Here is a 12580-nt window from a genome sequence, read left to right on the forward strand (position 1 = left end):
GGCCGATGAACCCCTCACGCCCCTTCATCCAGCGGCCAGTCGCCACGGCCCTGTTCATGGCGGCCATCGTGCTGGCCGGCCTCGTCGGCTTCCGGCTGCTGCCGCTGTCGGCCCTGCCGCAGGTCGACTATCCCACCATCCAGGTGCAGACGCTCTATCCGGGCGCCAGCCCCGAGGTGATGAGCCAGACCGTCACCGCCCCGCTGGAACGCCAGTTGGGCGAGATGTCGGGCCTTGCGCGCATGAGCTCGGTCAGCACGGCCGGGGCCAGCGTCATCACCCTGCAGTTCAACCTGGGTGAGACCCTCGACGTCGCCGAGCAGGAAGTGCAGGCGGCGATGAACGCGGCCAACTCGCTGTTGCCGGCCGACCTGCCCGCCCCGCCGGTCTACGCCAAGGTCAATCCGGCCGACGCGCCGGTGCTGACGCTGGCCATCACGTCGGACACCCTGCCGCTGACCGAGGTGCAGAACCTGGTCAACACCCGCCTGGCCCAGAAGATCAGCCAGGTCTCGGGCGTGGGCCTGGTGTCCTTGAGCGGCGGCCAGAAGCCGGCCATCCGCATCCAGGCCGACACGCAGGCCATGGCCTCCTACGGCCTGACCCTGGCCGAGCTGCAGAGCGCCATCGACAACTCCAACGCCAACAGCGCCAAGGGCAGCTTCGACGGCCCCACCCGCACCTACACGATCAACGCCAACGACCAGCTGCTGACGGTCGACGACTATCTGAACCTGATCGTCACCTACAAGAACGAGGCCCCGATCCGCATCCGCGACGTGGCCAATGTGGTGCAGAGCGCCGAGAACACCCGCCTGGGCGCCTGGGCCGGCAAGACCCCGGCGATCATCGTCAACGTCCAGCGCCAGCCGGGCGCGAACGTCATCAAGACCGTCGACGCCATCAAGGAAAAGCTGCCCGAGCTTCAGGCGGGTCTGCCCGCGACGCTGAAGGTCGAGGTGCTGGCCGACCGCACCACCGGCATCCGCGCCTCGGTGCACCACGTCGAGCTGGAGCTGATCCTGGCCGTCGTGATGGTCGTGCTGGTGATCTTCTTCTTCCTGCACAGCCTGCGCGCCACGGTGATCGCCAGCCTGGCCGTGCCGATCTCGCTGATCGGCTCGTGCGGGGTGATGTACCTGCTGGGCTACAGCCTCAACAACCTCTCCCTGATGGCCCTGACCATCGCCACGGGCTTCGTCGTCGACGACGCCATCGTGATGATCGAGAACATCATCCGCCACATGGAGAAGGGCGAGAAACCGATGCAGGCGGCGCTGAAAGGCGCGCGCGAGATCGGCTTCACCATCATCTCGCTGACCATCTCGCTGATCGCGGTGCTGATCCCGCTGCTGTTCATGGGCGACGTGGTCGGGCGCCTGTTCCGCGAGTTCGCCGTCAGCCTGGCGATCACCATCCTGATCTCGGCCGTGGTGTCGCTGACCCTGACCCCCATGCTGTCGGCCCGCTGGCTGAAGAGCCACGAAGAGGACAAGCCCGGCCGCGTCGGCCGCAAGGCCCAGGAGGTCTTCGAGAGGATCGAGGCCCGCTACGAGACCGCGCTGGCCTGGGTCATGGCCCGCCAGAAGGCCACCCTGGTCGTCGCCGTCGCCACCCTGGTGCTGACCGGCGTGCTCTACATGGTCATCCCCAAGGGCCTGTTCCCCACCCAGGACACCGGCCAGCTGCAGGCCCGCACCGAGGTCGAGCAGTCGGTGTCCTACGAGCGCATGGCCGGCCTGCAGCAGCAGGCGGCCGCGGCGATCCTGCAGGACCCGGCCGTGGACAGCGTGGCGTCGTTCATCGGCGTCGACGGGGCCAACAACAGCATGCTCCACACCGGCCAGATGCAGATCAACCTGAAGGGCGACCGCAAGGGCTCGCAGGAGAAGATCATGCAGCGGCTGCGCGATCGCGTGGCCGGCGTGCCCGGCGTCACCCTCTATCTCCAGCCGACCCAGGACCTGACCATCGACGCCGAAAGCGGCCCGACCCAGTACCGCCTGTCGCTGGAAGGCGCCGACACCGCCACGGTGAAGGAGTGGGCCGGCAAGCTGTCGGAAAAGCTGGCGACCGTGAAGGCCGTGCGCAACATCTACAGCGACGCCTCGGCCACGGGCGCCGCGGCCTATGTCGACATCGACCGCGACACCGCCGCCCGGCTTTCGATCACGGCGTCCGACGTCGACGACGCCCTCTACAGCGCGTTCGGCCAGCGGATCGTCTCGACCATCTTCACCGAGACCAACCAGTACCGGGTGATCCTGGAGGCCAAGCCCGGCCTGCTGACCGACCCGGCCTCGCTGGGGAACCTGAACCTGCGCACCGGCGGCGGCTCGCCGACGCCCTTGGCCGCCTTCTCGACCATCAAGGAGCAGCAGTCGCCGCTGCAGGTGACCCACGTGGCCCAGTTCCCGGCCACCACGATCGGCTTCGACACCGCGCCGGGCGTGTCGCTGGGCCATGCGGTCGACGAGATCCGCGCGGCGATGAAGGACATCGGCATGCCCTCGTCGGTGAGCCACACCTTCCTGGGCGCGGCCGGGGCCTACGAGAACTCGCTCTCCAACCAGCTGTGGCTGATCCTGGCGGCCGTGGTCTGCGTCTACATCGTGCTGGGCGTGCTCTACGAGAGCTACATCCACCCGCTGACCATCCTGTCGACCCTGCCCTCGGCCGGCGTCGGCGCGCTGCTGGCGCTGTGGCTGACCGGCCATGACCTGGGCGTGATCGGGATCATCGGCATCATCCTCCTGATCGGCATCGTCAAGAAGAACGCGATCATGATGATCGACTTCGCCATCGAGGCCGAGCGCAACGAGGGCAAGTCGCCGGAAGAGGCGATCTTCCAGGCCGCCATCCTGCGCTTCCGCCCGATCCTGATGACCACGCTGGCGGCCCTGTTCGCCGCCGTGCCGCTGATGCTGGGCTTCGGCGAAGGCGCCGAGCTGCGCCGTCCGCTGGGCATCGCCATCTTCGGCGGCCTGCTGGTCAGCCAGCTGCTGACCATGTTCACGACGCCCGTCGTCTATCTCGCCTTCGACCGCATCGCGCCCTCGGGCAAGAAGCGCCGCGACGAGAGTGACGAGGACCGCGTCGACCAGCCGCTGCCGGGGCTGCCGTCATGAACCTGTCGGCGCCCTTCATCCGCCGTCCGGTGGCGACGGTCCTTTTGACCATCGGCCTCGCTTTGGCCGGCATCTTCGCCTTCTTCGTGCTGCCGGTCTCGCCGCTGCCGCAGGTGGACTATCCGACCATCTCGGTGTCGGCCAGCCTGTCGGGGGCCAGCCCCGAGACCATGGCCTCCAGCGTCGCCACGCCCCTGGAGCGCCGCCTGGGCGTGATCTCCGGCGTCAACGAGATGACCTCGCAGAGCTCGTCTGGCTCGACACGGGTGACCCTGCAGTTCGACCTCAACCGCAAGATCGACGGCGCCGCGCGCGAGGTGCAGGCGGCCATCAACGCCGCGCGCGCCGACCTGCCGGCCACGCTGCGCAGCAACCCGACCTACCGCAAGATGAACCCGTCGGACGCGCCGGTGATCATCCTGGCCCTGACCTCCGACACCAAGACCCCCGGCCAGATCTACGACGCGGTCTCCAACGTCGTGGCCCAGCGCATCTCGCAGGTGAAGGGCGTCGGCGACGTCGAGATCGGCGGCGGCTCGCTGCCGGCCGTCCGGATCTCGGTCAATCCGTTCCTGCTCAACAAGTATGGCGTCAGCCTGGAGGACGTGCGCGCGGCCATCCAGTCGGCCAACGCCAACCGCCCCAAGGGCGCGGTCGAGGGCGACGGCAAGCGCTTCCAGATCTACACCTCCAGCAGCGGCCGCAAGGCGGCCGACTACGCCGGCCTGCTGGTCGCCTGGCGCGGCGAGGCGGGCGTCAAGCTGTCGGACGTGGCCAGCGTCACCGACAGCGTCGCCGACACCCGCACCATCGGCCTGTTCAACGGCAAGCCGGCGATCATCGTGCTGATCACCCGCCAGCCGGGGGCCAACATCATCGAGACCGTCGACAGCGTGCGCGCGGCCCTGCCCGAGCTGCGCGAACAGCTGCCCGGCGACATCAACGTGCAGGTGGCCAGCGACAGCACCAACTCGATCCGCGCCTCGCTGCACGAGATCGAGGTCACCCTGCTGATCTCGATCGTGCTGGTGGTTCTGGTGGTCAGCGCCTTCCTGCGCAGCGGCCGGGCGACCTTCATCCCGGCGGCGGCGACCATCGTCTCGCTGCTGGGCACCTTCGGGGTGATGTACCTGCTGGGCTTCTCGCTCAACAACCTCAGCCTGATGGCCATCACCGTGGCCACGGGTTTCGTCGTCGACGACGCCATCGTCGTGCTGGAGAACACCCAGCGCCACATCGAGGCGGGCATGGACCGCTTCAAGGCCGCCACCCTGGGCGCGCGCGAGGTCGGCTTCACGGTGCTGTCGATCAGCGTCTCGCTGGTGGCCGTGTTCATCCCGCTGCTGTTCATGGGCGGCCAGGTGGGGCGGCTGTTCCGCGAGTTCGCCGTCACCCTGTCGGCGGCGGTGCTGATCTCGCTGGTCATCAGCCTGACGACCACGCCGATGATGTGCGCCTACCTGCTCAAGGCCCGTCCCGAGGGCCACAAGGAAGGCCGCATCGCCCGCTTCTTCGAGCGGATGTTCGACAAGCTGCAGGCGATCTACGCCCACTCGCTGGACTGGGCGCTGCACGCCAAGCCGCTGGTGATGTTCATGCTCGTGGCGGTGATCGGCATGACCATCTGGCTCTACATCGCCGTGCCCAAGGGCTTCTTCCCCCAGCAGGACAACGGCCAGCTGATGGCCGGCATCCGCGCCGACCAGAGCGTCTCGTTCCAGACCATGGAGCAGAAGCTGCGCGCCGTGGTCGAGATCATCCGCAAGGACCCGGCGGTGGACACCGTGGTGGGCTTCACCGGCGGCGCCCGGGCCGGCGGCGGCTTCATGTTCGTCAATCTCAAGCCCGCCAGCGAGCGCAAAGAGAAGGGCAGCGCGGTGATCGCCCGCCTGCGGCCGCAGCTGCAGAAGGTGACGGGCGTCTCAATCTTCCTGAACCCGGTGCAGGACCTGCGCATGGGCGGCCGGTCGAGCAACTCGACCTACCAGTACACCCTGACCAGCGACTCCAGCGACGCCCTCAAGGAATGGGCGCCGAAGCTGGCCGAGGCGATGAAGGAGCATTCCGACGTCATGACCGACGTCGACAGCGACCAGTCGGAAAACGGCGTCGAGACCTTCGTCACCATCGACCGCGACAGCGCCTCGCGCATGGGGGTCACGCCCCGGGCGGTGGACAACGCCCTCTACAACGCCTTTGGCCAGCGCCAGGTCGCGACGATCTACGAGGACGTCAACCAGTACTCGGTGATCATGGAGTGGCAGCAGCAGTTCGCCCAGGGCCCCGAGGCGCTGAACGACGTCTATGTGCCGACCTCGGCCAGCGGCTCGACCACCACGTCGAGCAGCAGCGGGGCGGCGGTGAACCCGTCGCTGCGCGACGCCTCCACCGGCTCGGCGCTGAACACCACGGCCACGCCGATGACGCCGCTGACTGCCATCGCCAGCGTCGCCCAGAGCGCCACCCCCACCAGCGTCAACCACCAGAACGGCGAGCTGGCGACCACCGTGTCGTTCAACCTGCCCGAAGGCGTGTCGCTGTCGCAGGCCCAGGCGGCCATCACCCAGGCCGAGGCCGACATCGGCCTGCCGACCAGCGTGCGCGGCAGCTTCCAGGGCAGCGCCCGCAGCTACAACGAGCAGATGAAGCAGCAGCCGTTCCTGATCGCGGCGGCCATCGTGGCGATCTACATCGTGCTGGGCATCCTCTACGAGAGCTACGTCCACCCGGTGACGGTGCTGTCCACCCTGCCGGCCGCCGGCGTCGGGGCGGTGCTGGCCCTGCTGATCTTCAACATGGAGTTCTCGATCATCGCCCTGATCGGGGTGTTCCTGCTGCTGGGCATCGTCAAGAAGAACGCCATCCTGATCATCGACTTCGCCCTGGAGGCCCAGCGCGGCCGGGGCCTGACGGCGATCGAAGCAGTGCGGGAGGCCAGCCTGCTGCGCTTCCGTCCGATCCTGATGACGACCCTGGCCGCCGCCCTGGGCGCCCTGCCCCTGGCCATCGGTTTCGGCGAAGGCGCCGAACTGCGTCGGCCGCTGGGCATCACCATCATCGGCGGCCTGATCGCCAGCCAGCTTTTGACCCTCATCACCACCCCCGTGGTCTACGTCTATCTCGACCGCCTGCGCGGCAAGCGGCGCGACGAGCGCGACCTGACCCACATGCCCTCCGCGCCGGAGCTCGCCCGATGACCGCCCGCCTGCTGATCGCCCTGCCCCTGCTGGCGCTCGTGACCGCCTGCTCGACGACGCCGGCCTACGAGACGCCAAAGCTGGCCGCGCCCACGCCCGCCACGTGGAAGGCGATGGACGGCTGGAAGGCCGCCGCCCCGGCCGATCACCTGGACCGCGGCGACTGGTGGACCCTGCTGGGCGACGCCCAGCTGAACGCCCTGGCCGAGCGGGTGAAGGTCGACAACCAGACCATCGCCGCCGCCGAGGCCGCCTATCGCCAGGCCCGCGCCCTGGTGAAGGAGCAGCGCGCATCGCTGTTTCCCAGCATCGACCTGTCGGCCTCGGGCACCCGCTCGGGCGGCGGCGGGACCAGCAGCGCGCCGGGCGCCGGCGGGGCCACCAGCTCGGGCGACACCAAGCGCTACTCCGCCAGCATCGGCGCCAGCTGGGAGCCCGACGTCTGGGGCCGCATCCGCGCCTCGATCGGCAACGCCGACGCCAGCGCCCAGGCCAGCGCCGCCGACCTGGCGGCCGCCCAGCTGTCGGCCCAGGGAGAATTGGCGGTAAGCTATCTTGGCCTGCGCCAGAGCGACATCGAGATCGCCCTCGTCCAGGCCAGCGTCGAGGGCTACCAGCGCAGCCTGAAGATCACCCAGAACCGCTACGACGCCGGGATCGCCCCGCGCTCGGACGTGCTGCAGGCCCAGACCACCCTGGCCAACGCCCAGTCGAACCTGGAGGGCCTGACCCAGACCCGCGCCACCTACGAGAACGCCATCGCCGTGCTGGTCGGCCAGCCGGCCAGCGCCTTCCGCATCGCCGCCGATCCGAACTGGACGGCCAGCGTGCCCGAGATCCCGGTCGGCCTGCCCTCGGCGCTGCTGGAGCGCCGTCCCGACGTCGCCGCCGCCGAACGCCGCGTGGCCGCCGCCAACGCCCAGATCGGCGTGGCCCGCGCCGCCTACTTCCCGACCTTCACCCTCAGCGGCAGCGGCACTTCGACCGCCAGCGTGCTGGGCGACCTGTTCTCGGCCTCGGCCAACACCTGGTCGCTGGGGCTGTCGGCGGCCCAGACCCTGTTCGACGCCGGCGCCCGCAAGGCCCAGGTCGCCCAGGCCCGCGCCTCGTACGACGCCGCCGCCGCCGACTATCGCCAGACCGCGCTGACCGCCTTCCAGGACGTGGAGAACCAGCTGACGGCGGTGCGGGTGCTGGAGCGCCAGTACGCCCTCTTGGAGACCGCCTCCAAGGCCGCCGACCAGACCGAGCAGATGCTGCTGAACCAGTATCGCGCCGGCCAGGTGGCCTATACCGACGTCGTCACCGCCCAGGCCTCGGCCCTGTCGGCCCGCCGCGACCTGGCCTCCGCCAGGGTCTCGCGCCAGACGGCGGCCGTGGCCCTGGTGCAGGCGATCGGCGGGGGGTGGACGGGTCTGTGAGGCCTTGCGTCCTTCGAGGCCCGCTGCGCGGGCGCCTCAGGATGAGGACTTCAGTGCACTGACTTCCTCATCCTGAGGTACGAACCGAAGGGGAGCCTCGAAGGACGCAAGGCGCCTGCCCCCCTACCCCGCCGACGTTTCCATCGCCACGCGCAGCTTGCGCAGGGCGGCGGCGAGTTCGGCCTTGGCGCCGGCCAGCGCCCCGCCGTTGCGCACCGCGCGGCGGGCGTCGGCCATCGCGCCGCGGTTGATCTGCTCGGCCACCTGGCCGGCGATGCGGTGGAAGTCGCGATGGGCCTCCAGGCAGTGAAGGTGCAGGTGGCTGCCCGGCATGCGCCTGTGGCCCTCGCCGTGCAGCCACTGGCCGGCGGCGCAGGTCCGCTCGGCCCGGATCGCGGCGGCGTCGACCTTGCCGCCCGCCGCCATGGCGGCCTCCAGGTCCTCGCAGATGCGGTTGTGAAACGTCGTCTGTTCCAGGAAGTCCATGAGCACGCCCCACGCGCATAGCCAGCGGAAGCCGGGGCATGGCGGCCGTCGGTTTCGCCAGTGTTGCGGCAAGGTTGCGGTTTGAAGAAACCGTCCCGCAGCCTGGTAGCGCATCTGTTCTGGGAACAGAGGGTCGAAGGACAGCCGGCGATATCGCGGCGCGTCCCGCACGAAACACGCACGCAACACCCACCCGCATGATCGTGGTCAGGAGTGAGTGCGCATGACCCGAACCGAAGACGACGTCCGCGAAGCCGCCGCCTGGCTGGAGCGCCTGCGTTCGCCCGAAGCCGGGCAAGGCGACCAGGAGGAGTTCGAGACCTGGGTGGCCCATCCCCGCCGCCGCGACGCCTTCGAGGCGGTCAAGGCCGTCGACGCTGAGATCGCCAGCTGGGATCCGCCCACGCCGGCCTCGCCCTGGCCGATCCTGGGCGCGCTGGCCCTGGGAGCCGGCGGCCTGATGGCGGCCGCAAGCCTGCTGATCCACTGAACGCGAAAAGGGCGCCGGTCCGCCAAGACCGGCGCCCTTCCTCGCCGCCGCCGGGGCTGACTGGGCGGCGAGCACCGGACGCGCAAAGGGGGAGAAGCGCGCCCGGGACTTGGATCGAACCTAGAAGCGCTTGCGGATGCCCACGTAGTAGGAGCGGCCGAGCACGTCGTAGTTCTGCGGGTCGTAGTTGCCCTCGGTGTCGCCCACCTGCGGCGGAGCCTTGTCGAACAGGTTGTTGACGCCGAAACGCAGGGCGGTGTCCCAAGGCAGCTCGACGCGGCCGTTGAGGTCGAAGGCGTTGTAGGCCTTCACGCCGCGCGAGGTGCTGGTCGGGGTGACGACCTTGGCCGAGTTCTCCATGGCCTCGATCCAGCGCCAGCGCAGGCCCAGGCTGGCCGGACCCCAGGTGTAGGTGCCCGAGGTGACCGACTTCCACTTCGGGTGAGCGGTGCCGGCGGTGCTTTCCACGCCCGTGCCGATGGTGCCGACATAGTCGTAGACCGGCGCGCCCGGCAGGTTCTGGATCTTGAACTTGTCGGTGTAGCCCAGGGCCACGTTCAGGGCGAAGGAGCCCGGGATCATGTCCAGGGCGCTGTCGGCGAAGTCGAAGCTCCAGTCGACCTGCACGTCGACGCCGGTGGTCTGGAACTGGCCCAGGTTCAGCAGCGGCTGGACCGGATTGGTCGGCACGCCGCTGGCCGAGTTACGGGTCAGCAGCGAGCAGTAGTAGTTGTTGGGGTCGTAGGTCGGGTTGGAGCCGCCCGAGTTGAAGCAGAACTGGAAGGCGTTGACGATCGACAGGCTGCCGATCGCGTCCTTCACCTTGATGTCGTACCAGTCGATCGAGGCCGTCAGGCGGCTGAGCAGCGGGGTGTCGAACGGCGAGCGCAGGACCGCGCCGAACGAGTAGGTGTCGGCGGTTTCTTCCTGCAGGTCCGGGTTGCCGCCGGTGAGGGCGAACACCTGGGCCGTACCCAGCTGGTAGCTGTCGATGATCGCGGTCGGCACGCCCTGCGCCAGGCAGAGGCTGCGCACGGCCGCGGCGTTGGCGCCGGTGCGATACGACGAGCGCACGTCGCAGGGGTCGCCGTTGGTGGTGGTCGACGAGGCCGTGCCGATGGCCACCGAGCCGGTCGAGACCGGCGCGTAGAGCTCGCCGACGCTCGGGGCGCGGATGGCGCGGTTGTAGCCGCCGCGCAGGCGCACCGGCTCGACGATCTTCCAGTCGAAGTCGGCCTTGTAGGTCTGCACCCCGCCCACCGAGCTGTAGTCGGAATAGCGGTAGCCGAGGTCGAGGTTGAACTCCTGGATGAACGGCAGGTCCTTCAGGACCGGCACCAGCAGTTCGCCGTAGACTTCATAGGTGTCGACCGAACCCGAGGCGTCGCGCAGCACGCTGTAGCCCAGGATGTCGCTGGTGCCGTCGGGCTGGTTCAGCTGGCTGTCGGGCTTGAAGGTGTATTCGTTGGAGCGGTAGTCGGTGCCGGCGGCGAACTTCACCGTGCCGGCCGGCAGGTCGAACAGCGAACCGGAGACGTTCACCTCGACCATGCGCTGCTCGAGAGTGTTCTGGTTCAGGGTGCGGCGCGACATGTAGCGGGCGCACTCGACCGACGGCGTCAGGTTGCCGAAGGGGTTCCAGCCGCCGGCGCAGTATTCCGTGCCGCCGGTCGGGCTGTTGAGCAGGCGCGAGATGGCGCTGGCGCTGGCGCCGCCGGTCTGTTCGTTGTCGAACTTGGCGCGGCTAAACGAGACGTAGCCGTCCCAGGTCCAGTCCTTGAAGCCGGTTTCACCCGACAGGCCGTTGGTGAACTGGAAGACGTCGTAGCTGTACTTCTGGATGCGCGGACCCAGGATATCGAGCGCCTTGTAGAAGGTGAAGGCGGCGTTCGGGGTCGGGCGCGAGGCCAGGATCGGACGGAAGTCGGTCGGGATGAACGGGTTGGTGACCGGAACGGTCAGGCCGTAGACGTTCGAGGCCAGGGTCGGGTTCGACACGCCCACCGAGACGTAGTCGGTGAAGGTGAACTGCGAGAAGAACTTCAGATTGTCGGTCAGGTCGTAGTCGACCTTGGCGAACACGGCGTAGCGGTCGAGGTCCGACTGCATCGAGCTGCCGTTGTAGCCGAAGTTCACCTGCTGGGAGGTGCCGGCGGCGTTGGCGTTGACGATGTAGGCGTTGTCGGTCTGCGGGTCGCGGAAGTTCAGGACCGGCACACCCGAGGTCGAGAACAGGGTCTGGTCGGTGTTGAAGCCGATCTGGCCGGTGTAGCGGCCGGCGCTGTTGCCGGTGAGCGCGGCGGTGCCGTAGGTCCCCTGGAACAGGCTGTTGATCGAGGCCAGGGTCGGCAGGTTGGCGCCGAACAGCACCGTGCCTTGCGGGATGGTCGACAGGCCCGGCGCCGAGGTGCGGAAGATGTAGTAGTCGCGGGCGCTCTGCAGGGCGCGGTCACGGTTGGTGTAGTCGAACGACAGCACCGCCCGGCCGCGGCCCTCGGCGAAGTCCGACCCGCCGGTGATCGAGAAGCGGAACGACTCCGCGTCGCCCTTCTCGGAGATGCCGTACTGGGCGTCGGCGGTCAGGCCGTTGAAGCTGCGCTTGAGCTTGAAGTTGACGACGCCGGCGGTGGCGTCCGAGCCGTAGGCGGTGGAAGCGCCGCCGGTGATGACTTCGACGTTCTCGATCAGGGCTTCGGGGATGATGTTGAGGTCGACCGAACCATCGGGGTTGGACGGCTGCAGGCGGCGGCCGTCGAGCAGGATCAGGGTGCGCTTGGCCCCCAGACCGCGAAGGCTGGCGTAGGATTGGCCGCCGTTGAGGCCCGTGCTCGTCGAGCCGGTGTTGCCCTGGCCGAACGAGCCGGTGAACTGCGGCATCTGCGACAGGGCCTTTTCGACCGTCACCTGGCCGGTGGCCTCGATGGCGGCGGCGCCGACCGTCTGGATCGGGCTGTTGGCCACGTAGTCCTGGCGGGCGATGCGCGAGCCGGTGACGACGACGGCCTCGACGGCCTGGGGCTCTTCGGGGGCCGCGGCCTCCTGGGCGTGGGCGACGCCGAGCATCAGCGCGCCATACGCGCAGCCGCCGGCCATCATCCGCTTCAAGGTCCTCGATCGCATACTTGCATCCCCTTTGGATTGGGTCGCGCCCCTCGCGCTTCCGATCCTCAAGACGCAGCCTGTTTCCGAACCCACACCTTCCCGACAACTTTTTGCCGTAGAGCCAAGTCACGGATTGGTAAGGGGAAAAATTTTTGCTTTCGGACGTGAGGAAACGCAGGTCGGCTGCGTCTTGATAGATGCGGGCCGCTCATGTCGGCCTCTTGAACAGAGCTACGGGACCGCCATGCCGGACGTGATCCAGATCCCCGCCGAACATTTCGAGCGATTGAAGAGCCGCCTGCCCGCCATCACCCGCGAGCACCTCAACAACGTCTACGGCATCAGCGAGACGACCTGGACCAAGCTGCGCCGTGGCGAGCCGATCAAGCGCGTCACCTGGGAGCGGCTGCTGAGCCGCTACGAGCGCCTGCAGAAGGCCGCCGCATCCTGACTTTCGCGCATCTGCGCTCCTGACGCCGACGGGCCGGCCTCGCCGCGCCCGCTGTCCTTTCCTTTCCCAAAATCCACGCGCTTCACGGACGTCCCGGCGACGCCCGGCGCGTTCGCCGCGTGCGCAAAGGCTCCTTCATGAACAAACGCTTCGCCTATCTGATCGTCGGCGCGATGGTGCTGGGGGTGCTCGTCGGCTGGGGTTGCAACCAGTTCCTGGACGCCGAAGGGGCCAAGTCGGCCGCCTCGGGCCTGTCTCTGATCACCGACATCTTCCTGCGGCTGATCAAGATGATCATCGCGCCG

At 68.6% G+C, this 12580-nt stretch carries 7 protein-coding genes and 1 pseudogene; 6 read left to right on the forward strand and 2 right to left on the reverse strand.

Going from position 1 to position 12580, the window contains the following annotated elements:
- The first annotated feature begins 5 nt into the window (after positions 1–5).
- From G5B46_RS16875 to G5B46_RS16885, 3 genes are read left to right on the forward strand one after another with little or no spacing between them, the layout of a single operon-like run.
- The gene (locus tag G5B46_RS16875; RefSeq protein WP_165260565.1) at positions 6–3128 is read left to right on the forward strand and encodes a multidrug efflux RND transporter permease subunit; all 3123 of its coding nucleotides are present in this window, start codon (positions 6–8) and stop codon (positions 3126–3128) included.
- The gene (locus G5B46_RS16880) at positions 3125–6325 is read left to right on the forward strand and encodes an efflux RND transporter permease subunit (RefSeq protein ID WP_165260567.1); all 3201 of its coding nucleotides are present in this window, start codon (positions 3125–3127) and stop codon (positions 6323–6325) included. Before G5B46_RS16875 ends, G5B46_RS16880 begins: the two co-directional genes overlap by 4 nt.
- Entirely contained in the window at positions 6322–7746 is a 1425-nt protein-coding gene (locus tag G5B46_RS16885; protein WP_165260569.1) for an efflux transporter outer membrane subunit, read from the forward strand. The genes G5B46_RS16880 and G5B46_RS16885 overlap by 4 nt, the downstream gene beginning before the upstream one ends.
- Before the next feature lie 123 nt (positions 7747–7869).
- Here the strand turns inward: G5B46_RS16885 and G5B46_RS16890 are convergent, their stop codons facing one another.
- The gene (locus tag G5B46_RS16890) at positions 7870–8232 is read right to left on the reverse strand and encodes a CZB domain-containing protein (RefSeq protein ID WP_165260571.1); all 363 of its coding nucleotides are present in this window, start codon (positions 8230–8232) and stop codon (positions 7870–7872) included.
- 223 nt (positions 8233–8455) lie between these two features.
- On the opposite strand from G5B46_RS16890, the gene G5B46_RS16895 reads away from it, so the two are divergent.
- A complete protein-coding gene (locus G5B46_RS16895) occupies positions 8456–8722 on the forward strand; it encodes a DUF4880 domain-containing protein (RefSeq protein ID WP_165260573.1) in 267 nt (88 codons plus the stop codon).
- Positions 8723–8842: 120 nt separating this feature from the next.
- On the opposite strand, the gene G5B46_RS16900 is transcribed toward G5B46_RS16895, so the two are convergent.
- On the reverse strand, positions 8843–11842 hold the full coding sequence (locus G5B46_RS16900; RefSeq protein WP_165260575.1) for a TonB-dependent receptor: 3000 nt from the start codon (positions 11840–11842) through the stop codon (positions 8843–8845).
- Positions 11843–12068: 226 nt separating this feature from the next.
- Here G5B46_RS16900 and G5B46_RS16905 point away from each other — a divergent pair, with 226 nt between their 5' ends.
- Together G5B46_RS16905 and G5B46_RS16910 are read left to right on the forward strand one after the other, a co-directional pair.
- On the forward strand, positions 12069–12275 hold the full coding sequence (locus G5B46_RS16905; RefSeq protein ID WP_058346819.1) for a hypothetical protein: 207 nt from the start codon (positions 12069–12071) through the stop codon (positions 12273–12275).
- A 137-nt stretch (positions 12276–12412) separates the two neighbouring features.
- A pseudogene (locus G5B46_RS16910) lies at positions 12413–12580 on the forward strand (dicarboxylate/amino acid:cation symporter); the annotation flags it as partial.

This window comes from Caulobacter sp. 602-2, assembly GCF_011043625.1.
Taxonomy (GTDB): domain Bacteria; phylum Pseudomonadota; class Alphaproteobacteria; order Caulobacterales; family Caulobacteraceae; genus Caulobacter.

Coding starts and splice junctions, on each gene's coding strand:
- G5B46_RS16905 (WP_058346819.1), top strand. CDS start 12,069: ATGCCGGACGTGATCCAGATCCCCGCCGAACATTTCGAGCGATTGAAG.
- G5B46_RS16885 (WP_165260569.1), top strand. CDS start 6,322: ATGACCGCCCGCCTGCTGATCGCCCTGCCCCTGCTGGCGCTCGTGACC.
- G5B46_RS16880 (WP_165260567.1), top strand. CDS start 3,125: ATGAACCTGTCGGCGCCCTTCATCCGCCGTCCGGTGGCGACGGTCCTT.
- G5B46_RS16900 (WP_165260575.1), bottom strand. CDS start 11,842: ATGCGATCGAGGACCTTGAAGCGGATGATGGCCGGCGGCTGCGCGTAT.
- G5B46_RS16875 (WP_165260565.1), top strand. CDS start 6: ATGAACCCCTCACGCCCCTTCATCCAGCGGCCAGTCGCCACGGCCCTG.
- G5B46_RS16895 (WP_165260573.1), top strand. CDS start 8,456: ATGACCCGAACCGAAGACGACGTCCGCGAAGCCGCCGCCTGGCTGGAG.
- G5B46_RS16890 (WP_165260571.1), bottom strand. CDS start 8,232: ATGGACTTCCTGGAACAGACGACGTTTCACAACCGCATCTGCGAGGAC.